Origin of the sequence: Methylocaldum sp. GT1TLB (assembly GCF_051027445.1) — a bacterium.
Lineage (GTDB): Bacteria > Pseudomonadota > Gammaproteobacteria > Methylococcales > Methylococcaceae > Methylocaldum.
Genome location: NZ_CP194898.1, coordinates 1,224,682 through 1,248,762 on the forward strand (window position 1 = coordinate 1,224,682; position 24,081 = coordinate 1,248,762).

Annotated in this window: 21 protein-coding genes, 1 tRNA gene, 1 pseudogene and 1 CRISPR repeat array; of the genes and pseudogenes, 9 read left to right on the plus strand and 14 right to left on the minus strand. The window is 59.4% G+C overall.

The window, feature by feature from the left end; all coding sequences use genetic code 11:
• The first annotated feature begins 226 nt into the window (after positions 1 to 226).
• Positions 227 to 302, plus strand: a tRNA-Thr gene (locus tag ACR2R1_RS05300).
• Between the two features lie 110 nt (positions 303 to 412).
• On the opposite strand, the gene ACR2R1_RS05305 is transcribed toward ACR2R1_RS05300, so the two are convergent.
• The 12 genes from ACR2R1_RS05305 to ACR2R1_RS05360 form a co-directional block, all read right to left on the minus strand.
• Complete coding sequence (locus tag ACR2R1_RS05305; RefSeq protein WP_156881965.1) at positions 413 to 649, minus strand: hypothetical protein; 237 nt, start codon at positions 647 to 649, stop codon at positions 413 to 415.
• Complete coding sequence (locus ACR2R1_RS05310) at positions 642 to 929, minus strand: hypothetical protein (protein ID WP_086132729.1); 288 nt, start codon at positions 927 to 929, stop codon at positions 642 to 644. Before ACR2R1_RS05310 ends, ACR2R1_RS05305 begins: the two co-directional genes overlap by 8 nt.
• A 260-nt stretch (positions 930 to 1,189) precedes the next feature.
• Complete coding sequence (locus ACR2R1_RS05315; protein ID WP_434112972.1) at positions 1,190 to 3,166, minus strand: tape measure protein; 1,977 nt, start codon at positions 3,164 to 3,166, stop codon at positions 1,190 to 1,192.
• A gap of 399 nt (positions 3,167 to 3,565) precedes the next feature.
• Positions 3,566 to 3,838, minus strand: coding sequence for a hypothetical protein (locus ACR2R1_RS05320; RefSeq protein WP_434112974.1), 273 nt, complete (start codon positions 3,836 to 3,838; stop codon positions 3,566 to 3,568).
• 230 nt (positions 3,839 to 4,068) lie between these two features.
• A complete protein-coding gene (locus ACR2R1_RS05325; protein ID WP_434112976.1) occupies positions 4,069 to 5,493 on the minus strand; it encodes a phage major capsid protein in 1,425 nt (474 codons plus the stop codon).
• A 159-nt stretch (positions 5,494 to 5,652) separates the two neighbouring features.
• The gene (locus ACR2R1_RS05330) at positions 5,653 to 5,931 is read right to left on the minus strand and encodes a hypothetical protein (protein WP_347258978.1); all 279 of its coding nucleotides are present in this window, start codon (positions 5,929 to 5,931) and stop codon (positions 5,653 to 5,655) included.
• Between the two features lie 87 nt (positions 5,932 to 6,018).
• A CRISPR array of direct repeats spans positions 6,019 to 6,344; the repeat unit is 23 nt; unit sequence CCCCGCGCGCGTGTGGGTGCCGT.
• A gap of 146 nt (positions 6,345 to 6,490) precedes the next feature.
• Positions 6,491 to 6,769, minus strand: a complete 279-nt coding sequence (locus tag ACR2R1_RS05335; protein ID WP_434112978.1) for a hypothetical protein — start codon at positions 6,767 to 6,769, stop codon at positions 6,491 to 6,493.
• The gene (locus ACR2R1_RS05340) at positions 6,766 to 7,974 is read right to left on the minus strand and encodes an AAA family ATPase (RefSeq protein ID WP_434112981.1); all 1,209 of its coding nucleotides are present in this window, start codon (positions 7,972 to 7,974) and stop codon (positions 6,766 to 6,768) included. Before ACR2R1_RS05340 ends, ACR2R1_RS05335 begins: the two co-directional genes overlap by 4 nt.
• On the minus strand, positions 7,959 to 8,381 hold the full coding sequence (locus ACR2R1_RS05345) for a hypothetical protein (RefSeq protein ID WP_434112984.1): 423 nt from the start codon (positions 8,379 to 8,381) through the stop codon (positions 7,959 to 7,961). Before ACR2R1_RS05345 ends, ACR2R1_RS05340 begins: the two co-directional genes overlap by 16 nt.
• Before the next feature lie 77 nt (positions 8,382 to 8,458).
• Positions 8,459 to 8,710, minus strand: a complete 252-nt coding sequence (locus tag ACR2R1_RS05350; RefSeq protein WP_434112986.1) for a helix-turn-helix domain-containing protein — start codon at positions 8,708 to 8,710, stop codon at positions 8,459 to 8,461.
• A gap of 84 nt (positions 8,711 to 8,794) precedes the next feature.
• Positions 8,795 to 9,232 carry a hypothetical protein gene (locus ACR2R1_RS05355; protein ID WP_434112988.1) on the minus strand — a complete coding sequence of 146 codons (438 nt, stop codon included), beginning with the start codon at positions 9,230 to 9,232 and terminating at the stop codon, positions 8,795 to 8,797.
• Positions 9,229 to 10,434, minus strand: a complete 1,206-nt coding sequence (locus ACR2R1_RS05360) for a tyrosine-type recombinase/integrase (protein WP_434112990.1) — start codon at positions 10,432 to 10,434, stop codon at positions 9,229 to 9,231. Before ACR2R1_RS05360 ends, ACR2R1_RS05355 begins: the two co-directional genes overlap by 4 nt.
• Positions 10,435 to 10,745: 311 nt before the next feature.
• Here ACR2R1_RS05360 and ACR2R1_RS05365 point away from each other — a divergent pair, with 311 nt between their 5' ends.
• Positions 10,746 to 11,381: a ParA family protein gene (locus tag ACR2R1_RS05365; RefSeq protein WP_434112992.1), complete on the plus strand. Its 636-nt coding sequence runs from the start codon at positions 10,746 to 10,748 to the stop codon at positions 11,379 to 11,381.
• Between the two features lie 169 nt (positions 11,382 to 11,550).
• Here ACR2R1_RS05365 and ACR2R1_RS05370 read toward each other — a convergent pair whose 3' ends face one another.
• Positions 11,551 to 12,399 (minus strand): class I SAM-dependent methyltransferase, encoded by an 849-nt coding sequence (locus ACR2R1_RS05370; RefSeq protein ID WP_434112994.1) that lies wholly within the window; start codon positions 12,397 to 12,399, stop codon positions 11,551 to 11,553.
• 196 nt (positions 12,400 to 12,595) lie between these two features.
• On the opposite strand from ACR2R1_RS05370, the gene tnpA reads away from it, so the two are divergent.
• The 4 genes and pseudogenes from tnpA (at position 12,596) to ACR2R1_RS05390 (ending at position 16,106) form a co-directional block, all read left to right on the plus strand.
• Complete coding sequence (gene tnpA / locus ACR2R1_RS05375; RefSeq protein ID WP_077732813.1) at positions 12,596 to 12,994, plus strand: IS66-like element accessory protein TnpA; 399 nt, start codon at positions 12,596 to 12,598, stop codon at positions 12,992 to 12,994.
• Positions 12,991 to 13,335, plus strand: a complete 345-nt coding sequence (gene tnpB / locus ACR2R1_RS05380) for an IS66 family insertion sequence element accessory protein TnpB (RefSeq protein WP_077732713.1) — start codon at positions 12,991 to 12,993, stop codon at positions 13,333 to 13,335. Before tnpA ends, tnpB begins: the two co-directional genes overlap by 4 nt.
• A 23-nt stretch (positions 13,336 to 13,358) precedes the next feature.
• Positions 13,359 to 14,573, plus strand: a pseudogene (gene tnpC / locus ACR2R1_RS05385) (IS66 family transposase); the annotation flags it as partial.
• Positions 14,574 to 14,888: 315 nt separating this feature from the next.
• Positions 14,889 to 16,106 carry a PAS domain-containing sensor histidine kinase gene (locus ACR2R1_RS05390; protein WP_434112996.1) on the plus strand — a complete coding sequence of 406 codons (1,218 nt, stop codon included), beginning with the start codon at positions 14,889 to 14,891 and terminating at the stop codon, positions 16,104 to 16,106.
• 67 nt (positions 16,107 to 16,173) lie between these two features.
• Here ACR2R1_RS05390 and ACR2R1_RS05395 read toward each other — a convergent pair whose 3' ends face one another.
• Positions 16,174 to 16,833 carry a response regulator gene (locus ACR2R1_RS05395; protein ID WP_077732144.1) on the minus strand — a complete coding sequence of 220 codons (660 nt, stop codon included), beginning with the start codon at positions 16,831 to 16,833 and terminating at the stop codon, positions 16,174 to 16,176.
• 201 nt (positions 16,834 to 17,034) lie between these two features.
• Between ACR2R1_RS05395 and ACR2R1_RS05400 the strand changes: the two genes are divergently transcribed.
• The 3 genes from ACR2R1_RS05400 (at position 17,035) to ACR2R1_RS05410 (ending at position 24,076) form a co-directional block, all read left to right on the plus strand.
• Positions 17,035 to 17,421, plus strand: coding sequence for a response regulator (locus ACR2R1_RS05400; protein ID WP_168183692.1), 387 nt, complete (start codon positions 17,035 to 17,037; stop codon positions 17,419 to 17,421).
• A gap of 367 nt (positions 17,422 to 17,788) precedes the next feature.
• On the plus strand, positions 17,789 to 22,786 hold the full coding sequence (locus ACR2R1_RS05405) for a hypothetical protein (protein ID WP_434112999.1): 4,998 nt from the start codon (positions 17,789 to 17,791) through the stop codon (positions 22,784 to 22,786).
• 66 nt (positions 22,787 to 22,852) lie between these two features.
• Entirely contained in the window at positions 22,853 to 24,076 is a 1,224-nt protein-coding gene (locus ACR2R1_RS05410; protein ID WP_168183691.1) for a multicopper oxidase domain-containing protein, read from the plus strand.
• The last annotated feature ends 5 nt before the right edge of the window (positions 24,077 to 24,081 follow it).

Genomic DNA, 24,081 nt, shown 5'->3' on the forward strand with positions numbered 1-24,081 from the left:
ACTTGAAACGTTGGCCGCGTAAGCCGCGGTGCCCTGTCCCGTCGAACACATAAGTAGGAGCGATGAAGCGAATGTCAAGAACTGTTCCTTGTTCATAATTCCTCCCGATCAAATAAAAGGTTCCTCATATCCTAACGCCGTCGCTCACGAGGCGCCAATGCGCACATGGTTACTTCGATGCCTTGTGTAAGCGCATCAAATTTTCTTATAATGGGCAGCTCTCATCGCCGGTGTAGCTCAGTCGGTAGAGCAGCACATTCGTAATGTGCGGGTCGTAGGTTCAAATCCTATCACCGGCTCCAGAAAATCAAGGGGTTGCAGCAATGCAGCCCTTTTTCTTTTGTACCGGGGACACACCGGGGACACAAAAAACCCGGCCTAAGCCGGGTTTGTGGAGTGATAAGGGTTTACCTCAGTCCCCGCCGCCGATAATCCGCCGGTCTGAATCACGGTGCTCCTTGATCAGTTCGCCGGCCTTTTGGATTCGCTGCGCGATGTCGCGGATTACGTAATAAAGCCCGCTAATCGCTGGCGCATCCAGTTCTACGCTGTCATCCGTCCCGCCGAACGTGCAAAGCGTCGATAGGAAATCAACTTGCCGTTGCGCTTCGCTGAGAATATCGCCTGCCTCGATAAGATGGTTACGCATGGTCGTTACCCTCCTGCGGCCTTGTGGATAGCCGCATGGTGTCCTCCGTCTCTTCGAGAAAATCGGCGACTCGCAAAATCCTATGCCGCACCACTTCGATGATTTCAGCGAGACCGTGACCTTTGGTGGACTCTGGAATGTCTATGACCCCCGTGGCCTGAGCCGTTGCAACGAATTGATCGATTGCAGCCGAGACAACGGCCAGCATGGTGTCAGCCATGACCAGCGCACAAGCCGCGCTTGCCGGGTCTTGAATAACGTGAGCGTCGTTGTTTGACATGGTGTGTACTCCCAAAAAGAGCACCACAATCATGAAGGTGGTGCGGCCTCAACTACCGCATAACGACGGCTCGGCTTATTCGTCCGGTTTCCCGGCTTATCTCACCGTATCGACCGCACCATAGAAACTATGGGCGCAAAAAATCCGCATGTCTGACGGGTGCGGGGTCCGCGTTATGTAGTAGTGCGGTCAGTATGCGCCGGACCATTCGGAGCGTCAAGGCAACAATAAGCCCGATACACCATCGGGCTTTTTCATGTCTACCGGGTGACGCCCGTACGTCTGGCGCCGTAGGCTGCCGACATGGACTTGTCCAGATAGCCGCTCGCGATCAGGCTTTTCACCTCGTCGCGGACGAACAGCTTGATTTGTTCACGGCCGTCCGGCCCGGTCTGGCGTTGCGCCTCGACCGGTGCGCCCGAGCCGCGCTGGTCGATAATCTGGATATCGACGCCGCCGCCGCCGCCGTTCTTGACGCCAGCACCACGCGGTAACACGACCTCGCCTTTCTGGAGGATCGCCGGGACCTCATCCGGTCGTAACCCGGCAATGCCGCCCGAGTGATAGCGGGGGGCCCCTGCAAACGCCAGCGCCGGAATAGGCCGCGAAAAGGTGGGAGTGCTACCGACCACGCCGCCATTATGGAAAAAGCTTGCCAGCCAGTCCCACGCCTGACCGCTCACGTCGCCGATTTTGTAAAGCCAATCGGTCGAGCCGCCAGACGGTTTTTGTTTGTTGGGTTTGTTGGGTTGGTTGTTGTCCGGTTGGCCGCCCCCCATGAACTCGTCCAAGAGATCAATAAACGGCTCGGTGACAAACTTTCGGGTAGCAATCCGGATCAGGTCTTGCTCAATCCCCTTCAAAACATCCTTGAACTTCTTGCCTTCCACAACCGAGTCTTCGAAGGCGCTCTGAAAGGTCAGCCCCAGTTCCCGCGCCGCGCTGTCAAGCTTGTCGGTGCTTTTGGTGGTCTCATCAAGCGCCTTGGGGTTAATCACTTCCTCGTCCAGCCGCTTGTTGCGCAGTTCCTCGAAAACGTCGGTCAACTCGTCGGCGTTCACCTTGGTTTGTTCCAGCATCCCATTCACGCCGCCGATGCCGTCCCGAAACTGGCCAATCTTGTCGTACCACTCTTCAAAGACACTGGTGATTTCAACGCCAGTCGCTTTGACTTTCCGCATGTCCTCGTGAACCTTCGCCGTGGTCGCCTGAAATGCTTCGATCTTGGGAGGCGCGATATTGACCGGCTTGGCCAGCTCCGACTTTTGCTTTTGCAGGATCTCCAGCCGATAGTTCAAGGCGTCCAACTGCCGCGCCGATTCCTCGACCGCACCGGTGCCCATCAAGCCCCCCGTCGCCGACGAAATCGAACGGGCATTCTCCATCTTGCTCTTGACCTCATCGATCCGCCGCAACGTCACGGCAATGTCCCGATCCAGCCCGCTCCCGAAGGCCTCGTTCATTTGCTGAGTAATCGCGTTGATGTACTCGGCCACGCCCGAGAAACTGCTCTTGATCGCGTCCCTGATCCCGAGATTGCCGATAAAATCGACCAGATTAGCGAAGGAGTCCTTCATGTTCGACGCCGCGCCGCCGATGGTGTCCATCTGGTCTTTCATACCGCTCGCGAACTGGGTATTGCCCAGGTCCAGCAGGTACTTTTGAATCGCCGCGCTATCGTTCCGGATCGTGGTCCGCATTCCTTGGAATGTGAATGTGACCCGTTCGCCTTCCTTGCTGGCCTTGATGCCGAACTCTTTCAGCCGCTCAAATTCGCCCGTCGCGGCATCGGCTACGGCTTCGATGAACTGCATCAACGGCTTGCTCATTGCCGACGCCGTGTTGCCCATCGAGCGCAACGCCTCTTCCGAAGCATCCAGCCCAAGCGATTTAAGCCGGATGAATGCCGCAGTCACTTCATTGAGTTCGAACGGCGTCTGAGCGGAAAACCGCCTTAGCGTCTCGCCGGCCCTGCCCGCCGCTTCAATCGAGCCGGTGACGGTCTTCAAACTCGCGTTGAGCTTGTCGAACTCGGCCAGCGTGCCGACGAATTCCTTGATGCCGAATCCGGCAATAAAGCCCGTGATGGAGCCGGATACCAACCGGCTCATCTGTTTGGCGCGGGCTTCGATCTTCCCGAAGCTTGAATGCATGGTGCCTTCAACGCGCCGCATGTCGGATTGCAGGCGGGCGACGTTGGCCCCGATATCAACGGTTAATGTTCCGGCTGTTGCCATGGTGTATTACCTCATGTTTTCCACTATACATTCCCCGTGCCAATCTCAACGCCAGTAATGACGCGGCTTGCTATTTGGCACGATTCTTTCAAAGAACGCTGTTCAGCTCCACCGCAAATGTCATTCCAGACTATCGCGTGTGGTTTTCCACCACGGCCACCACGCGCGGCTTAATCGTCCGAGCCCCGAAAAATCCGGTGCCATCGCTCCCGCGTCGGTGTCCGGTCCTTGGTGACGACCTTCCCGGTGTTGACGTAAACGGCGAAATCGCGACACGCGGCATTTGTGCTGCAAAACCAGCGATTGCCGCACCCGTCGCATGGGCACGGTCCGCTCAATATCGCCCTGATAGTTGCCCTTTCCTGTGCGAAGGCTTCCCAATCGACTTGTAACGACGGCTCAACGGCTGCCATCGTCGCCTGCCCCCTCCAGTAATGCCCTAAGCCGCGCTTCTTGCAGAGCTATTTCGGCTTGAGTTTTCTCCATGAAATGGTCGAATCCATTGATCCTCAAGTTCGATAGACTCGCTTCCAGTTGCTCAAGCCGCCGATTGATTCGCCGGATTTCGTATTCCGCCAAGCGCCGGCAGGCTTCCCCGCAGTAGCTCGGCGGTCTCCCGTTGGCGCCGGGAGTGTGATCGATCGGTGAACCGCACTTGAGGCAGGATGACACAGGGTTTCTCCGCTATGAGTTTTTAGCCAATTTCGCGTTCGTAAAAAAATGACGAGCCGCCCGTTCTAGGCTTCGATTCCGCCAAGGAATGAAACGCCCCCCCTCGGCGGCGGCCAAGCCAAAAAAAAGCCACTGTCCTTCTGGGAAAGACAGCGGCCCGTCGTTTGCCTCGTCGACCGTGGTGACACGTGCCGGAGTACGCACGTATGCGCCAACCCGAGGCGAACTTGTTAACCGGCGGCCCGTTCTTCGAGCGTGGTTGCCCAGCTCAACGTATTGCCGTTCATTGGCTGCAACGCCTGATCCCAGCGGCTCAAGCCATCGGCCCTGAGAATCAACCGGAAGACGCTTTTGTCGTGATCGAACCTAAATTCCGTCGACACATCGAGTCGAGCATCCAACCGCAAACCAAGCAAATACTCACTGAAACTGGCCAACACCAAATCGCCCGCATCGCCGAGTACCGGCAAGGCTTCCGAGAAGACCAACGGCAACCCGAGCAAGCTGAAGGTGCCGCCCACGCCCGTTTGAAAAACCGGCAGGATATCGCCGCCCACGTAATCGGTGCCGGCTGCGTCGCTGATCGGCCTTTGAATGTTCAAGAGCTGCGTCAAGGTGGTCGGGTTCGCCACCCAAACAGCCCCAGGCAGCAAGCTCGGGTGAATCCGGGCGACCATCTTTATGATGTTCTGATAGTTGATCGTATCCGCCGCTTGGCTCGTTTCCTTGCCAATCACGATCTTGGCATTGTCGTTCAGAAGGCCCAACGGACGGCCCACGCCGTTCCCGGTCAAGATCGCCGCTTCCAGCCCGAACCGCGCCGCCGCGCTCATGATCTCGCGAAGCTGGATAGATGCCGCAGGCGAATCGAACAAGAGCTCGTTGGTGACTTCCACCATGACCGCGCCCTTTTTGGCCTGCATGGTGACGGCCCGAACCTTCCCGGTTTGGCTGGAAAGCTGTTGGCCTTCGCCCGCCCATTCCATGGTCAAACCGCCAATCGCGCCGCCCGCATGGGAATCGGTGTTATTGAAGCCGGCAATCATGACCGCCGAACTGGTCATCGGGACCACGGACACGCGGCTTAGAATGCCGCTTTCCACGAATGCCGGCCCCAGAATTTCGGCCAGGAATTGAGGCGGAACCAGAAAGCCGCCGCTTGAGCCGGTGCCTTCGGTCATGCCCGCCGCATGGATCGGCGTGCCTACGCGCAAACGGGAGTCGCCCCGTTCCGACGCCAGCGCCGCCATGAACTCGGCCAGGTTCCTGAAACCGTGGGTGTCTCGCGGGAACATCGCCGCGATGGTCTGCGCCGCGTTCGGACGAATCATGTCCTCGATGCTGGTGCGCTGCACCAAGCCGCCGCCAGCCGGTGCGCCCGGTGCGGTCTTCCGGCCTTTCGAGCCACGCGAACCTAGCTCGGCTTCCACTTCCTCGAATGCCGCAAGAACGCGGTCAATCTCTTGCGCCTCGCTTTCGGTCAAATCACGGTTTTGCCGCTCAGCCGTTGCACGGATCGCGCTGGCTTCATTGCTCAAATCAAGCAATCGGTCTTCCAGTGCGCGGTTATTCCAGCCGGAATAATCCGCCATCCCAAATACTCCGGCGACGGGGCAGATTTCGCGCATACGCGCTTGAATGTGTGACAAATTCATTTCGGGTTCTCCAGTAATTGAACAGTGTTTAGTTGCTCCCCAATAAAAAGCCGGTACGTCGACCGGCTACCGGAGAGCCCGCCAGTCCGCGAAACTGGCTAGGCTCGATTATACTACTCTGCTTAAAAAAGCAGTGCTTTTTTATTCACCCGTAGGCGCTTAGTTCAGCGGCATTCCAGGCGGTGCAGATTCGCCAAGCCCGACGCTCATGACGTGGTGCCGTTCATTCCCAGAAGCAGTGTAAAACGCTCCCGCAGCGTTGCCGAAATCCCATCCACAACGCAACGTGTGGCCTCGGGAAAGCCGCTCGGAAATACGCGCTTGCTCGGGTAGCGGTAACGTCCGAAGTCCGCGCTGTGCCAGTTCTAAAAGCGCCTGGTGCGCCAGGAGGATAAGCTGTTCTTCGGGTAAGTCGGTCAAGGTGTGCTCGGTGTTCATAAGGATTTCCTAACTTTGTTACGGTTTCTGATTTCGAAGGAGTGCGTGCGGTCGCGGTCTGCGCCCTGGCAAGAACGGAATGGCCCCTCCCTCGCGCGTGTGGGTGCCGTGACTGAAAACAAATCGGAAAATTTTCCGATTTGTCCCTCCCCCGCGCGCGTGTGGGTGCCGTTTGTCAACCGTGTTAATGCCACGGTTGACAATGCCCTCCCCCGCGCGCGTGTGGGTGCCGTACGAGACTTCTTTTCAAGTGGTCGATTGACCACCCTATCCCCGCGCGCGTGTGGGTGCCGTACGATTAATCGTAATACGATTATTCGTTTTATCCCCTCCCCCGCGCGCGTGTGGGTGCCGTGATCAAGCGGCAAATTTGCCGCTTGTTTCCCCCCCTCCCCCGCGCGCGTGGGTGCCGTCGCAATCGCCCGCAGTGCTCGCGCCTTCGCCGCCATGTCGCACGGCAGATAAGCCGGCCATGCCTTGACGCGCTCGGTTGCTTGCTCTCGGGTAATCTCGCCACGCTCGAAAGCTTGGACGATGCTTTGCAGGTCATTGGGTAGGTTCATGACGCACCCTCCCATGTCCCAGGCTCCAGCCACATATAGCCGCCGTCCGGCGTCCGCGACAATCGCCAGCCGGAACGAATGCGTTCGTAATACTCGCCGCCCGGTGCCCAAGGGTTCGCCAAAAGCGCCACCAGTTCGGTTTTGTACGCCTTGAGTTCGGCCAGCAGGTCAGCCGGTATCCGGTCGGACTCAACGCCAACGTGCAGCCGGTCGCCATTCACGGATAACGGAATGCCGAAGTCTCGGCAGCGCAAAATGATCGTTGCCGCCGTCATAAATCGAATCCTCCCGCGACTTCGTTGTCGGTGTCCTTCTCCGTTTCATACCAGCTTCCCGAAATTCCCGTTTTCGGGAAGTTTCGGGAATCCCATTTTCCCGTTTTCCCGTTTCCCCCTTTAGGGGGAACGGGAACGGGAATGGGAACGGGAAACGAAAGGGTATCGTCATAACAGGTCACCAAACCGGCGTTAATCATCGCGGTGAGCGCTTGCCTGATTCGTTCGGGTTTGCGTTTTTCATCACAAACCAAACGACCGCGTACACCCTCGATGAGCTCGCTTGTCGGAATAGACGGACGGTCTTTGAGGACGTCGTGCAGGTAATCCCAAACGATCTTTTGGTTTCCGCCAGTCGGAGCCTTTGGTTTTTTGTCCCGGTCGGGAATGTCGTCCAAGAGTTCGACGGTGCAGGATGTTATGGGGTCGCCGTCCTCATCAAATCCAAGCTCGTGGACCTTGAGCCTAAACGCATGGCTAAGCCCGTCCTGCCCGTCTTTTGATTTCGTAAGCGTCCATTTCCTAGTCTCGCCGTCGCTCGATACTTCGATGGCCGCATCCAGCGCCGCGAGCAGGCTGGAATGGCCTCTCAGCCCCTTGGCGCCGTCTTTTCCGGTGTGATGGACGATAACGACAAGCCCATCAGTTTCGGCCTGTAGGCGCTTACAGGATTCGATAATGAGCCCCATGTCCACGGAGCTATTCTCGTCCGCGCCGGGTGCCGCTCGATTCAACGTGTCGACAAAAATTGTCGGGCGATCCATGCCCGCGTCCCTGAGCGCCGCGATTAGGCCGACGATATCGGTCGACAGTAAATTTACGGACTGAAAAATCAATCGCATGTTCGCCAATGACGTCCCGCCGTATTCTGTCCGATAAGCCGCGATCCGATTGCGCGCGCCCGCTTCGCCCTCAAGGAATAGATAGACGACCGGACCACGCCGGACGCGATACCCGAACCAGTCATCTCGCCCGGCGATTGCGCCCGCCATGTCGAACGCCAGAAACGACTTACCAGAGCCGGGAGGCCCGAAAAAAGCGACAAACCCGTTTTCGGGAAAAGTGGATTTGACGCGGTAGTGTTGTGCCGGCAGCGCCGCCAAATCATCCACGCTCAGTAGCGTGTAGGTCTTGATATCCGTCGCCAGCTTAGACAGGTCGGATAAATCGATCCGGTCTCCCGGGGGAGTCAGTGCATCCGCCATACCGCCCCCCCGTCATCGCGCCGTAATATCTCGATCCGCGCCGCCAGTCGGACGACTACATGCGCCGCGCTTGCGGCCAGCACTACGCCGGCCAAGTGCAACAGGCTTATGTCGGTCTCCGGGGTGCCAAAAGTGACGATTGCGACATCGAGCCCGGCACAAAAATCCCACTCGTACCCGCTCGGGTTGCGCTCGTAGGGCAGCGCCGCCCATAGCGTTTGAGGTCTGATTTGCCCGAACTCGTCTAGCCGGCCCAAGTCGTCGTGATACCGACACTCGGCTTCGTGCATCGCGCCGGAGCCGGTCAGAATCGTCAGGGTGCGGTCATCGGCTGTACGACGGATCGCTACCACTCGCGCCGCATAAGGTGGGTATTTCCGCCGGGCTTGGCGCGGGAACGGAATCACGTTACTATGACCGCGCCCTGTTTTTCCTACTCCCCCCGGTCGCGGGTGCCCGCCCGCGCCGTGGGTGCCCCCCGGCCTCATGCCGCCCCCCGTCCGGTGTGTGTCTGCGTCCGCCGCTCGCGGAATTCTATTAAGTCGCCGACCTTGTATTTAACGAGCCTGCCGATTTTTATGTAGTTCAGGTTATACCGGCCCGTGCTGCGCCACACGGCAAGAGTGCCCCGGCTTACGCCCAGGCTTTCCGCCGCGCGGCGATCGTCGAGGAGGGTTGATTTAGGTAGGGCGTCCAGGTCGATTGGATCGCGCGTGATGGTTGCTGGATGAGTCACAGATAACCTCCGTTACATTTGGGTACGGAGGTCATCATGCGGAAAAGCCCGGTAACGTTTTACCTGAACAAATCGGAGTTTTGTTCAGGGTGATTTTTTCTTTGTTTTGTGGTATGCGGCCCTAGCTGCCTTGGCTTTGTTGAAGTCAGTCAAGATGGTTTCGATGGCCTTCTCGCTGAGAGAATAACGCTCTGCGGTCGCACAAAGCGCATCTTCGTAAGATAGATTTCGTCGCAGCCTTTCATAGTGAATTCTGATTAGGCCCTTACGCGTTGAAAATGAGCGTCTACCCCGCCCCGTCTTGAGCTTTCCTTTTGCGGCATCGGCCATGAATTCGATGGCGTATGGTGGCAGCGACTCTCCAGCCGCCTGTAGTTCGGAAATTGCGTCCACCAGATCAGGAATAAGCCGTTCCCAAAGCCCGTCCTTAAGACGCACCTTGAGAATACCAGCCGCGAGCATGGCGTTATTGGCTAATGGGTCGTCGTGCAATAGGTAGCTTTTAAATTTGCCGCCCATCATGCGCCCCGTTTCAGTTTGACCACTTCCGCCGTTTCTCGGACTCCGGCGTTCGCCAGGATCGCCCCGGCTCCGGCTTCAATCGCTGCCCGCCGTGGATCGGTCCCCAGGTGCTGGTAACGAAGCGCCATCGTCAGCGTTTTGTGCCCCAAGGTCCGCGCCGTGGTAATCGTGTTCACGCCCGCCGCCGCCATATGTGACCCAAGGGTGCGCCGTAGGTCGTGAATCCGCAGATTCTCGATTCCGGCCCGCTGTAAGACACGCTTCCATGCCTTCTTTGGCTCAACCAAATGTCCGGTCTTGCCGTCGCCGAGAAACACCCATTCGCCGCCGGTCGCGAGTCGCCGCCGTTCCCGTAGCAGGTTCACCATTTCAGGCACTAAGGGCACAGTCAGCGGTTCGCCGTTCTTGGTCTCCGGTATGCGCCACTCGGCCCGATCAAGCGAAATATCCTCCCACCGCATGGCTAGCACGTTCGAGCGTCTTACGCCGGTCAATAACGCCACCATGAAAACGTCCGCCAGGTCGCGGTTAGGCTCATCAAGTAAGGCTTGCCAGAAACGGGGCAATTCGTCGGACTGTACAAACCGGTCTCGACCATGCTCCTTGAACTTCTTAATGCCTTTCGCTGGATTCTCGCCGCGCAGATAGCCCCAATCGTGGGCCACACTCAACGCGCCGCTAAGAACGGCCAGCGCCCGGTTAGCGGTCGCGCCGGATGTCCGCTTGGCAAGATCGTGGTGTAGTCGCTGGCAATCGCCCTTTGTGATCTTCGAAAGTTTCCGACCGGCTAGGTCGAACAGGTAATTGCGAAAGGTCTTTTCGTCTTCTTCCACGGTGCGGGGTTTCTTGCGGATTCTGGCGTACCGTTCTATGTACTCCTTCCAGAACTCGGCAAAGGTCATTTCCGCCTTATGCTCGCGCCGTTTTCCTGCCGGGCTTTCCCCTCGTGCAATCTCGGCGTTAATCGTTTCAGCCGCTTTTCGGGCTTGCTCAATTGTCATGCTCGGGTAGCTGCCGAGCTTGACGCGCTCGACTTGGCCAGAACTCGCACGCCGCTTGACATAGAAACTCTTTGAGCCGGTCGACGTAACTCGAACCTGTAAGCCGTGAATTTTGGCGTCCCAATATTCCGCGCGCTTGCCGGGGTCCGGTAGAGGAATCGCGTCAAGGGCGCTCTTGGTGAAATTGAGTTTGTTGGACATGGCCTAACCTCGGGGACACAAAACAAGATCGGGGACACAGCGGGGACACAAAAACGATTAAATTCGGTTAAATTTCGTGTGTCCCCGTTAACCCAAGGTTAGGCTAATAGCATTGATTTGTAAAGGTTCGTTAAACTTCGTGAATGTGCGGGAAATACCGGACTCACCCATTCGTAATGTGCGGGTCGTAGGTTCAAATCCTATCACCGGCTCCAACGCCTTTTAGGCGCTGGCGCTCTGTTTTCACTTCCTTCGGTTCATCATCGTCCCCCGGGACTCCATCCCCGGGTAACATGCCGGAGAAGGGCGCCATGGCCATCTGTATCACCATCACCAGCACCAAGGGCGGCGTCGACAAGACCACGCTGACCGCCAATCTCGGCGCCTATCTCGCCGATCTCGGCCAGACCGCCCTCCTCGTCGACGCCGATCCCCAACCCACCCTCTCCAGCTTTTTTCCGCTCCGACACCGCGCCCCGGGCGGTCTCACCCGGCTGATGGTCGAGGCGGCCACCGCGGACGTGATCAGCCAGACCACCCTCGAGCGGCTCGATCTCGTCTATTCCGACGATCCGGACGGCAAGCTCCGCGACTGGATCCGCGACGCCGTCGACGGGCGGGTGCGTCTCAAGCACCTCCTCGGCCGTCCCCCCTTTGCCCAGTACGATATCATCCTGATCGACACCCAGGGCGCGGTCGGTCCTCTCCAGGACGCCGCGGTCGCCGCCGCCGATATCCTCCTCTCCCCCATTCCGCCGGAAATCCTCTCGGCCCGCGAGTTCGTCCGCGGCACCGTCACCATGCTGGAACGGCTACGGCCCATGGCGTTTCTCGGCGCCCCCATCGGTCCCTTGCGCGGCATCATCTACCGCCTGGACCGCTCGCGCGATGCCCGGCGTTTCGCCGCCGCCCTCGGGCTCGAACCGCTGATCCCTGCCTCCGCGTAGCCGTAGGGTCGGATGTTTGATCGGAGTCTGCGCGGCTAGCGCAGGTGGAGATCAAACATAAGGCAACCGACACCGTGTCAAGTCATTGTGGATCCAGGTCCCGATCCCACTATTGGGTCGGGACCGGTCGAACGCGGGCCGCCGAAGGCAATACTCGTCGCCAATTTTTTTACTCCTTTTGGTGACTTGGATGTCCCAAAAGGTTTCGCAAAAATGGCGATGCAATCGGCTTTTCCGCTTCGAACAGTATGGCTTGCATCGGATAGCGCGTGGGATTTGAGCCATATTCTTTTATCAGCGCCTCCGTCAACGCCTCGGAGATCTCCTCGGGATCGACACCGCCGCGATCTCGTATTTCTGTGATAACCGGAGTGAACACAAGTGCCCGCGCGAACGCCGCCACGTCCAGAATATCGTGTTCCTTTCGCTCGACCGAGATGACGATTCGATCAAAGCCGGCGCGAATCAGCTTTTCTTTGATCGGATCGATTTGATGGCAGGCAACGGGATCGAAGAGGAAACGAGGTGTATCCGACGGAAAGAATTGTTTCAGCACCTCAAAGCTCAAGCTGGCGAATGGATTGTAATGCTCCGAGTCCCAGACGCGGAGCAAGTACCGCCCTCCGCGCCTCAATGTCCGGTATGCCTCGCGAAACCCCGCCTCTTTATCGAAGAACATGACCCCAAACTGGCAGACCACCGCATCGAACGCCTCATCGTCGAACGGCAGCGCCGTGGCATCCGCGACTTGGAACGCGACCTGCTCGTGAGGGAGAAACTTTTTGCGGGCGGCCTCCATCATGGAATCGCTGATATCGATCGCGGTCAATCGCACGTCCTTGGCAAGCTCATTACGCAAGTGCCGGGTCACGATTCCCGTGCCCGCGGCGATTTCGAGCACGTCACGGACTGATCTTTCCGCTACGCGTCGTGCGGTGTCGGCTCCATAGTGCTCGAAAAGCACGGGTCCGAGATCCTGATCGTAAGGGGTGACGACATCACCTTCATAACCTGCCATAGATCACTCTCTAGAAAATACAACGAAAGGACAAAAAGCGAGTTCAATCGCCCATCTCAGTAGATAAGCGAATACTGATAGTACTACATGTCCGTAAGCGTCCGCCGAGCACCGTCTCGACGGGTTGAGAGACTCAGGCGACACTGGTGCGAGCGGACGCATGGGGTGTCCGCGCACTCTTGAGGTGGACGCACTGATGACTCACGATGCTGACTTCACAACGGGCGTGGTGGCGATGGATACCTTGGGCCGGCGGCGGTTTGCGCCTGAGTTCAAGCGCGAACTGGTGGAGCGGACCCTACAGCCGGGCGCCTCGGTCGCGGGGATTGCGCTGGCGCATCGGATCAACGCCAATCAACTGTTCAAATGGCGCCGACACTACCTTAAGGACCGGAACGCCCCGGCCGGTCCGCCGGGGCCGACCTTATTACCGGTGGCGATGACGCCCGCATTGGCCGCGCCAGCGCGCGAAGCTACGGTATCCGCTCCACCGGGCACCATCACCATCGAACTCGGGGGTACGCGGGTTCAGGTGAAAGGTTCCGTCGATGCGGCGACCTTGCGCACCGTCCTCGCGAGTCTCAAGGGCCCATGATCGCGCCTCCGTCCGGCACCCGCATCTGGATCGCTGCCGGGGTGACCGATCTGCGCCGCGGCTTCGATGGCCTGGCCGCCCTGGTCCAGACCCAGCTCCAAGCCGAGCCCTTCTCCGGACACATTTTTGCCTTTCGCGGGCGACGCGGCGACCGGATCAAACTGCTCTGGTGGGACGGCGATGGACTCTGCCTGTTCGCCAAGCGGCTGGAGCGGGGCCGCTTCGTCTGGCCGCAGGCGACGGGCGGCACGGTATCCCTCACCCCCGCCCAGTTGTCGATGCTGCTGGAAGGCATCGACTGGCGCCGCCCGATCCGCACCGCGCCTTCTCACGCCGCCTGACGGAGGGCGGGTATAATCGGGGCATGACCAACCCCGACGTGCTTCCCGATGAGATTCCCGCCCTCAAGACGCTGATTGAAGCCCAGCGCGTCGAAATCGCCCACCTGAAACTCCTCGTCGCCAAGCTCCGCCGCCAGCAGTTCGGGCGCCGCTCCGAAAAAATGGCCGGGCTCCTCGATCAATTGGAACTTCAGCTGGAGGAACTCGAAACGGGCGATGCGGAACTCGCGGCGATCGTCGAACCGCGCGCAGCCGAGCGCCGGGTAAGAACGCCCCGGTCACTGCCCGATCATCTGCCCCGCGAAACTCAGGTCCATGCCCCCGGCTTGGCCGAGTGCCCCGACTGTGGCGGTCCCTTGAAGCCCTTGGGCGAGGAGGTCGCCGAAATCCTGGAGTACGTCCCGGCCCGCTTCCGGGTGATCCGCCACGTCCGCCCCAAGTGTGCCTGCGCCCGCTGCGACCGCATCGTCCAGGCGTCGGCGCCGAGCCGGCCCATCGCCCAAGGCTTGGCGGGTCCTGGGCTCCTGGCCCATGTACTCGTCTCGAAATACGGCGATCATCTGCCGCTGTACCGCCAGTCGGCCATCTACGCCCGCGAAGGCGTGGACCTGTCCCGGTCCACCTTGACCGATTGGGTCGGGGAAGCCGCGGGCCTCCTCCGGCCTTTGGTCGCGGCAATCCGCCGGCATGTGCTCGCCGGCGACAAACTCCATGCCGACGATACCCCGGTCCCGGTGCTCGCGCCCGGTCAGGGGCGCACGAAGACCGGTCGGCTGTGGACCTATGTCCGGGACGACCGCCCGGCCGGTGATCTCACGCCGCCCGCGGTGTGGTTCGCCTACGCGCCGGACCGCCAAGGCCAGCATCCCAGGACGCATCTCAAGGACTTCGAAGGCGCCCTGCAGGCGGATGGCTATGCGGGATTCAACGGGCTGTACGACACCGGTCGCGTGCAGGAAGTGGCCTGTTGGGCGCACGTCCGGCGCAAGTTCTACGAGCTCCACAAGGCCCACAGGAGTCCCTTGGCGGCCGAGGTGCTCCAGCGTATCGGCGCGCTCTATACGATCGAAGCCGAGATCCGGGGCCAGCCGCCGGAGGCCCGTGCCGCAGCGCGGCAAGCCCGCGCGGGTCCGCTCCTCGCGGCGCTTCAGACCTGGCTGCACACCACGCTGACACAGGTCTCGAAAAAGTCGGCGCTAGCCGAGGCGATCCGCTATGCCCTGACCCGCTGGCCGGCGAAATGTGGGGCAATTTCCCGCAAACCTATTCGATGGTCGGGATCATTCATTCGGCCATGGTCCTATCCAAGCCATGGGAAGAGGCGTTCTAGCATAAGGAACAGCAAAGGGTACTATGGAGGGCGCGGCGGAAACGGCATCGGACCGGCCGATGCGAGTACCCGGATTGTCCAAGTTTCGTTTATATTCCGCCTAGAGCACCAGTTGGAACGATCCGGAGAGGATGTCGTCCGGAGTTAATGGAACTGCGCTATTGGCGGAATGCCGAATCCGCTGATTGTCAGAATATCTTATGAATTCGAGCGGAGAGCAGGGATGATCGAAAGGAAAAAGGCCGTCGAATGGTTTCGCCGAATGGTCGAGACCGTGCATCAAGGGCTTTTGGTTCAGCACGCTGGCGGCTCCCTCCCCTACCCCTATCGGCAAATTTTCGGCGCCAAAGACTATCCACGGAATATAACCAACACCCGCAAGACGACGGAAACGTCGCCGCATGCGGCGGTTAAGCATGCCTTCGACGATTGTTTGCTCGTCGGCATCTACATCGTTCAGGATGGAGAAGTCGTCTATGCGAACGAAAAGTTGGCCAAAATCCTCGGCTATCCGAAAGATCAACTGATCGGTATGTCACCCGGGAAACTTTTTCAGTTAGATCATCGGCGTTCGCAGAAAGCGGCCGTTGTGTACCAGCAGAAACCGGCCGCCATACCACCGGTGCATGAGGCGAGAGGCATCAGGAAAAATGGCAAGGTGATCTGGATCAGACGGAGCGAGATCTTGATCGCACATCGCGGATCTCCCGCCATCCTGGGGAACGTCATCGACCTTACCCCGAAAAAACGGCTGAAAGACGTCGTTTGGCAGTCGAAACATGAGCTTAGACTCTTGTCCGCAAAGCTTCTCGGCGCTCAGGAGCAAGAGCGCAAGCGGATCGCCTCGGAGCTTCACGACACCGTGGGACAGTACCTCAGCGCCATCAAGTTCAGTTTGGACAACGTCAACGCGCTGCTCGAAGACAATCAGATCGCATCCGGCCAGAGGTCCCTGCGAGCCGTTATCCCTGTCATCCAGGAGGCCATTTCCGAGGTGAGGCGCATCTCGATGGACTTGAGGCCGGCGATTCTGGACGATCTGGGGCTTCTTGCGACCTTGAGCTGGCACTGCCGCACTTTTCAGAACATCTATGCCTGCATCACGGTCGAAAAACAAATAGAACTGCAGGAAAGCGATGTGCCCGGCGGATTAAAAACCGCGATCTATCGGATCATTCAGGAAGCACTGAACAACGTTGCGAAACACGCCAAAGCCGATCGGATCGTCCTTCGCCTGAGAAAAATCGACACCGCAGTCGAGTTGATCGTCACCGACGACGGCTGGGGATTCGACGTCAGCGAGACCGTGGAACGAGAATTACGGCAACGCGGCCTGGGCCTCGCTAGCATGCGCCAACGGTGCGAGGGTTCCGGGGGGGCCTTCTACATCGATTCCGCGCCCGGCATCGGCACGATCGTTCGCGCGGTCTGGGCCGAGTAGAAGACTCGTGACCGCCGCATGGCGGCGCAGATTGGAAAGCCGCCCCGCGCAACCCGCGTGTCGTTGTCTATCGCAGAACCAGCCCTTTCTCTATCGCATAGGAGGTCAGCGCCGCAGCACTGTGGAGATCCAGCTTCTTCATCAAGTTCGCGCGGTGGGTTTCCACGGTTTTCACGCTGAGATGCAGATATTGCGCGATTTCTTTGTTCTTGTGGCCTTCACCGATCAATTTCAGGAGCTCTCGCTCCCGATGGGTCAGGCTGCCCCAGGTTGACCGAGGTTCTTCCGTACTTTTGATTTGCAGATAGGCTTTTATGATTTTTCCGGAAATACTCGGACTTAAATAAATTTTCCCCATTAACACGCTGCGAATCGCGATACGTAATTCCGCATGGGTGGCATCCTTCAAAACATAGCCGTCTGCCCCGGATCTCAGGGCTGCGAGGATGTATTCTTCGACGTCGTGCACAGTGAGTACCAGGATTTTCAGCTGCTGCGATACACGTTTCTTGATTTCCAGGATCGCTTCCAAGCCGCCCAGCCTGGGCATGGAAAGATCGAGCAAGATTAGATCCGCTATGCCGTCGCGGCAGCGGCGAATGAGTTCCAGGCCATCATGGACCTCGCAGACGACTTCGAACTCCGGATCTTGCGACAACAGTACCCGTAAACCTTCCCGCAAAATCGTGTGGTCCTCGGCGATACAGATTCGTTTTTTTTCTTCCATGGCGCGATGCTACTTTGTTTTTGCTGATCTTCTACGGCTGGGCGCGCGAACCAAATAAGCAAAAATCCTTAGTGCCTGAAACAATACGAGCGTGTACGGTCAAATAACCGGGTAAGCGGCGTGTTCGATGATTCGGCCGGATGCCTCTTCGTCACGCAAGGGAATGAATGCTTTCCGCTTTTATCAAGGAACCCAGCGACCGTGCGCAAAATATTGATTGTCGATGACAACGCCTCTTTTCGGCGCTCTCTTAAAGCCTTCTTGTGCGACCAGTTCGCGCACTTCGCTATCGCGGAAGCCGAAAATGGCGCATCGGCGATGAGAACGATCGATCTCGCGCGGCCCGATCTTATTTTCATGGATATCAAGCTGCCCGGCGAAAACGGTCTCGTACTGACCCGCAAGATAAAGACAATTTATTCTCCCGCCATCGTCATTCTGACCAGCTACGACGCGGTCGAGTATCGTGAAGCCGCCTCGGCGTGCGGCGCGGATTATTTCCTGGCCAAGGATGCGGCAAGCGCCGCGGAGGTTTCAAGGCTGGTCGAGTCTTATCTTCCGGGCTCGAGTTCTTCGCCGCCGATCTAGTCCCTGACTCGTAGCTGCCCCGAGTCCGGTCAAACAAAGAACGATTTGCGACTCGCCCCATCGAACGATTCAGCGTTGCGAACCGGTACGACCGGCCGCTGACTTCCGGATTACGAGAATCTCGGGTTCCTAGCCCTCGCAGTCGCCTGTCATTCGGCTCTTGGCGCATCTCCCGCACCGGCCTCTACCCTATCTGCTCATTCAGACTACAGTATCGACGAGCTACCGAATACAGTATCCGCTGTAGTTCTTACTCATCCTCCTTTCAGTACGCTAGTTCCAACGCCAGGTAAGGACGCCGAGCGAAGGGTCGTCGCGCTGGCGCTCGCCCCCAAAAAAAGACATCGCGCTCACAAGGAGGAGGATTATGAACGCTCGAGTTTCGTGTCGTGACGCGTCGATCAAAAGCGCAAAGCGCTGTGTGCTTTTTCTTGCTTTGGTGCTCGGGCTTTCCGTTCATCTCGATGTCCAGGCGGTCGACATCACCGTGGTCGGTTCCGATGGAAGTCCGGTAGGCAGTTTCCGCTGGCTGATCGAGGAGGACGCCACCAAGGTTTCTCAACCGGGCGTGCCCGCCGAGCCGGGAACGAGCCTCGCGCTCGGCTTCCATACCAGTTATATGCCGCTGGTGGCCAAAGGCAACCAGGACAATGCGTCGAACATTCCTCTGAACCCTAGCAAGCGCTACTTCGTTTCCGTACTCCCGGATTCCGCTGCCACCAATCCCGGTTACACCATAGGGGGCGCTCCGATAGCGCCGGGCCAGTCCGCGGTAACCGTTTACGTCAATCGGTCGCCGATACCCACCGCGCAGATTTCGGTGTTCGTCTTCAACGATAACCGCCCCATCAACAACGCCCCCGACCTGCCCGAAGAACAGGGACTGGCCGGCTTCACGATCAAGGTCTACGAAGCAGGCGGAACCTATGGCCAGTCCGGAGGCGAGGTCACCCAGGATGCGTTCGGAAACCCGCTCGGCGTCATCCAGACCGATGCCAACGGTGTGGCCCTCATCAAGAATCTGGTGCCCGCCAAGTACACCCTCTTTGCCATACCGCCGACCGGTTCCGACTGGCACCAGACAAGCACGATCGAGGGCACAAAAGGGATCGATGCCTGGGTCAAGGCGAATGAACCGCCCTTCTTCACTGAATTCGGGCCGCCGGGGCACCATGTCTTCATCGGCTTCGTCAACAAGATCAACGATACGACGGTGCTCACCGGCGGCAGCACCATTAGCGGTCGGGTGGTCAATCTGCACACCTCGCGTCCGCCGGAATTCCCGTTCTACAACGGACACCCCTTTCCCAACTGCTGGGTGGGCCTGAACGACCTCGCCGTCGGCGAAGGCCAAGCCATCTTCGCTCAACCCTGCAATGCCGACAGCAGCTTCTCCATTCCCAATGTCCCGCCCGGCAATTATCAGTTGGTGGTCTGGGACGAGGCTCTGGATATCATCTTCGCTTCGCACGGCGTCACGGTGAACGGCGACGGTAGCTGCAATACCCCGGACGGAAGCTGCGACCTCGTGGAAGTGCCGGTGTTCGACTGGTTTTCCCGACTGGAAGGCAGTGTGTTCTACGACGCCAACGGCAACGGTTATCGCGACGACGGCGAAGTCGGCATGCCGGACCAGGCCGTTAACCTCCGCTTCCGCGACGGCAGCATTTACCAGTCCTTCCCCACAAAAGCGGACGGTTCGTACGGCTTCGAGGAAATCTTTCCCTTCTTCAACTGGCTAGTCGCGGAAGTGGATTTCGCCCGCTTCAAGGCGACCGGCGCCACCGTCACGGTCGACGCCGGAGGAGCGATACCGGCCAGTACCGAAGCGCGGGGCAAGCTCAATCCTCAACCGCAGTTCTGCACCGCCGCCGACGCCTTTGAAACCGGGTGCACAGTAGGCAACGAACTCGTGAATCCGAACACCGGCCACAATCTCTCGCGCACGGAAGCCGGACCGGTGCTGCTGGAAGGCATACAAGGCTTTCTCGGCCAGACCAGCGTGATCGACTGGGGCAAACAAGTCTATCCGATCGGAGAAAACGGCGGCGTGAGCGGCATTGTCCATTATCCGACCACTCGTGCCGAGGATGATCCGCGTTATGCCGCGGCCGAGAACTGGGAGCCGGGCATTCCGAGGGTGCAGGTCAATCTCTACCGGGACTGCAACGACGACGGCGTCATCGATAAGCCCGACTGTTCCGCCCTCGGCGCGCCCGGAACCTTCGTGCTGGCCGACGTAGACAACTATCCGTTCGGCTGGAGTGAAGGCAACGCGGCCAAAGGGCCTGAAGACATCGACCGTAATTCCAACGGGACTTTCGATTTGGGCGACGCGGTCGATTTCACCACCACCGACAGCTGGGACGACAACCTGCCTGCCGGCTGCCAGGGCGATATTTTCCTCTCGTCCACAGGCCAGCCGACCGACTGCTACGACGGTCTCCGCAACTTCAACCAGGTGCGGCCCGCCCTGTTCGATGGCGGCTATGCCTTCGGCGGCCCTGCCGGAAAACCCGAGCTGGCGGCCGGCACCTATATCATCGAGGCGGTCACTCCGCCCGGCTACGAGCATCAGAAGGAAGAGGACAAGAACGTCGACTTCGGCGACGAATACACGCCCAGCCCCTTGCTTCTGCCGCCGGTGTGCGTCGGCGACCCGCACCTGGTACCGGCCGAGCTGAGTCTGTTTCCGGGCGTGCCCGGAGCCTACGCCGGGCAGACACGGCCTCTATGTGATCGCAAGCAGGTTCGCGTCGCTCAGGGCCAGAATGCGGCGGCGGATTTTTTCATGTTCACCGAAGTACCGATTGCGGGGCATATGGTCGGCATGATACTGGATGATCTGTCGAACGAGTTCGACCCGAACGCGCCAACGTTCGGCGAGAAATATGCCCCACCCTACCTTCCGGTCTCGATTCGCGACTGGACCGGCCGCGAGATCAACCGCGTGCACGCGGACCAGTGGGGCCGGTTCAACGCCCTGGTGCCCTCCACGTTCACCATCAATCCGCCCATACCCTCGGGGGTGGCGCCGAACATGCTGACGGCGTGCATGAACTCGCCAACCATGCCGGATCCGAACAATCCCGGCGGACACACATTGGACCCCTACTACAACCCGAGGTACAGCCAGTTCTGCTACACCTTCCAGTACATGCCGGGCAAGACCACTTATCTGGATACCCCGGTGCTACCCATCGCCGCGTTCGCTTCGCAGGACAAGTTTCCGCTCGATTGCGAGCAGCCCATTCGCACGCCCATGATCTATTCGGTGACCGGCACCGCCAACGTCGGCCCTTACGTACCCACGCCAATCAGCAACACGGGGAATAACCGACGGTATCTGATCATCCGCTCGATGGGCTTGGTCGAAGTGCCGAATCCGGCCTATGACGGCACCAACGCGAAAACCATCGTGCGCGACTACGGTTTCGGCGATGCACAGGGCTCCGTACGGATCGGCAACACGATCCTGTCCTTCACGAACTGTACGCCGGCTTGCAGTTGGACCGACGATCAGATCGTCGTACGGGTCCCGCAAGGTACGACAACCGGGGAATTGGTCGTTACCCGCGCCAACGGCGGCGCATTCTCCGTGACCGGCGTCACCGTCACCGTCGGCGGGGCGGCCCCGATCGTCGTGAACGCCGGACAGTCCATCCAGGCGGCGATCGACACGGCCCCGAACGGCGCGCTGATCACGGTCGCTCCCGGCGAATACGACGAACTGCCGATCATGCACAAGAAGGTTCGCCTCCAGGGCTGGGGAGCCGGGTCAACCATCATCAACGCGGCCAAGTTCCCGTCCGAGAAATTGCAAAACTGGAGAAACAAGCTCGCCGAGCTTCTCGACACGAACCAGTTCAGTCTGCTGCCGGGACAGGAAGCCGGTCCGCCGGATCCCCAGGACAACGAGCCGATACTGTTCAACACCGAGGAAGGCGCGGGCATTACCGTGGTGGCCAACGTCGGCGAATTTGCCTCGGGCCCCGCGGCTCAAAGGGCGCGCATCGACGGCTTCACCATCACCGGTGCGGACCACAGCGGCGGAATATTCGTCAACGGCTATGCCCGCTATCTGGAGATCAGCAACAACCGCATCATCGGCAATAACGGCATCTACGGCGGCGGAATCCGCATCGGGAACCCGCAATTAATCAACGGCACCACCTATACCGACAACGAGAACTATGACGTCCGCATCCACCACAACCAGGTGGTCGAAAACGGCGCCAGCGGCGGTCTTGGCGCGGGTGGAATCACCGTCGCCACGGGATCGCGAAACTATGAGGTGACCGACAACTTCGTGTGCGGCAACTTCTCCACCGGAGACGGCGGCGGCATCGCGCATTTGGGACTCAGCAGTTCGAGGCTGGTGGATAATGGGTTGATCGCCCGGAACACCATCGTTTTCAACCAAACCTTCAATCAGGGACAGAACGCTTCCGGCGGCGGCATCTTCATCGGCGGGCTGCCCGCCCTGGCCGCGGGCGAACTGAGCGCCGGCGCGGGTAACGTGACCGTGGACGAAAACCTGATCCAGGGCAATATGGCCGGCGCGGGCGACGGCGGCGGCATCCGGACCCTTTTCGTCAATGGCGCGGATGTTCTGGCGGCAAGAAATAACGCCGGCAGATGGTACCAAATACAAATCCGAAATAATCGGATCGTGGACAACATCGCCGGACTGGCGGGCGGCGGAATTTCGATGCAGGATACTGCCCGGATCGAAATTTTCCACAACACGATCGCCCACAACGACAGCACCGCGACGGCCGGCGAGGCCTTCAGTCCGGGCAGTCCGAACCGGTCCAACGCGCAACCGGCCGGAATCGTCTCGCGTGCCCACAGCACCGCGCTAGCGGCCGCGTTCGGTGCTCTGACCAGGAATCAGTACGGTGTCTTCTCCAATCCGGATCTCCTGAACAATATCGTGTGGCGGAACCGATCGTTCTTCTGGGAGATCGACAATAGCACCGACCCGGCCAGCTTCGGCCTGAGACCGGCGGTGGAGGCGGATGGCGTCACCGGGGCGGTATTCCACGATCTGGCGGTCCTCGGAACGGCCAGCACGGCCTGTCTGAATCCGCGGGCCAGCACGCTGACCTCGCTCAGCGGACCGGAGGGATGCAGCTATCCCGGAGGTCTCCTCACTCCCAATAACACCAACAATCCGGGCTTCCTGGCCTCGTACTTCAACAGTTCGCCCGGACAGACGATCCAGCAACCGGAAGTCACGACGGCCTTGGCCACGGCACCGGCCTTCGACGAAGGCGGCAACTTCATCGATGTGCACTTCGGTCCGCTGACCCTGTTCAATCCGGCCACGGGCGAACCCTTCGGGGACTATCACCTGCCCTGATTCAGCTCGCCAATCCCGCCGGGCGGACGCCCGGCGGCACACCCAGACCCCATGGAGGAGGCAATCATGGATACGTCCGATCTTCGCATGCCCGTGAGGCTGCTGGCAGCCTCGATCGCCTGTGCCCTAACGCATACATCCCACGCGGGCGTGTACGTCCAGTGTCCGGGCGACATCAACGGCGACGCGGTCATAGACAATCCCGATCCCAATCATCCTCGCGCCGTATGCAAACATCTCGCGGCCGGTGACGGCTTCATCCGGATGGGCGACGACATCGAGAAACTGCAATACATTTTCGGCTTCAGCGACGTGACCGGCGTCCCGTCCGACCAAGTGATCGATACCGGGCTGCTGGCGGCAAATTTTCCGGCACCGACCATCTCGCTAAGGGAAGGCGACGAGTTTTACCTCACGCTCACCAACGTTGCCCTGGCGATACGCCCCGACCTGTTCGATCCCCATTCCGTCCATTTCCACGGGTTTCCCAATGCCGCGTCCGTGTTCGACGGCGTTCCCGAAGGCTCGATCGCCGTCAACCAGGGCGAATCGCTCACCTACTACTACAACATCGTGGAACCCGGCACCTTCATCTATCACTGTCACGTCGAGGCGGCGGAACACATGCAGATGGGGATGCTCGGCAATCTATACGTGCACCCGAGCCAGGACGGCACTTCCAAGACCTACGACGGAAAGACTTACACCAAATTCGTCTACAACGACGGCGACGGCTCGACCGGGTACGACGTGGAATTTCCGCTGCAACTCGGTTCATTCGACCCCGTCTTCCACGATCTCCACCTGAAAATACAGCCGCTGCCTTTCGCAAACATGAAGGACACCTATCCCATGATCAACGGGCGCGGCTATCCGGACACCGTCAACCCTGCCCAGTTGCCGACGCCCATCGATCCGGAAACCGGGGAAAGCGCCAACAACGGGAATCAGTCGCAGAAGGTTTCCTCGCTGGTCACGGCGAGCGCCGGGCAACGCATCCTGCTGCGCATCTCCAATCTCAATGTCACCAATTTCTACACCGTGGCGGCGCTGGGGCTCCCGATGACCGTGGTGGGAACCGGCGCCCACATCCTGCGCGGTCCGACCGGCAAGACGCTCTACTACGATACCAGCTCCATCACCTTGGGCGGGGGCGAGGCCGTTGACGTTCTGATCGATACTCGCGGAATCGCACCCGGAACCTACTTCCTCTACACCACCAATCTCAATTATTTGAGCAACAACACCGAGGATTACGGCGGGATGATGACCGAGATCGTGATCAATTAGGAGCA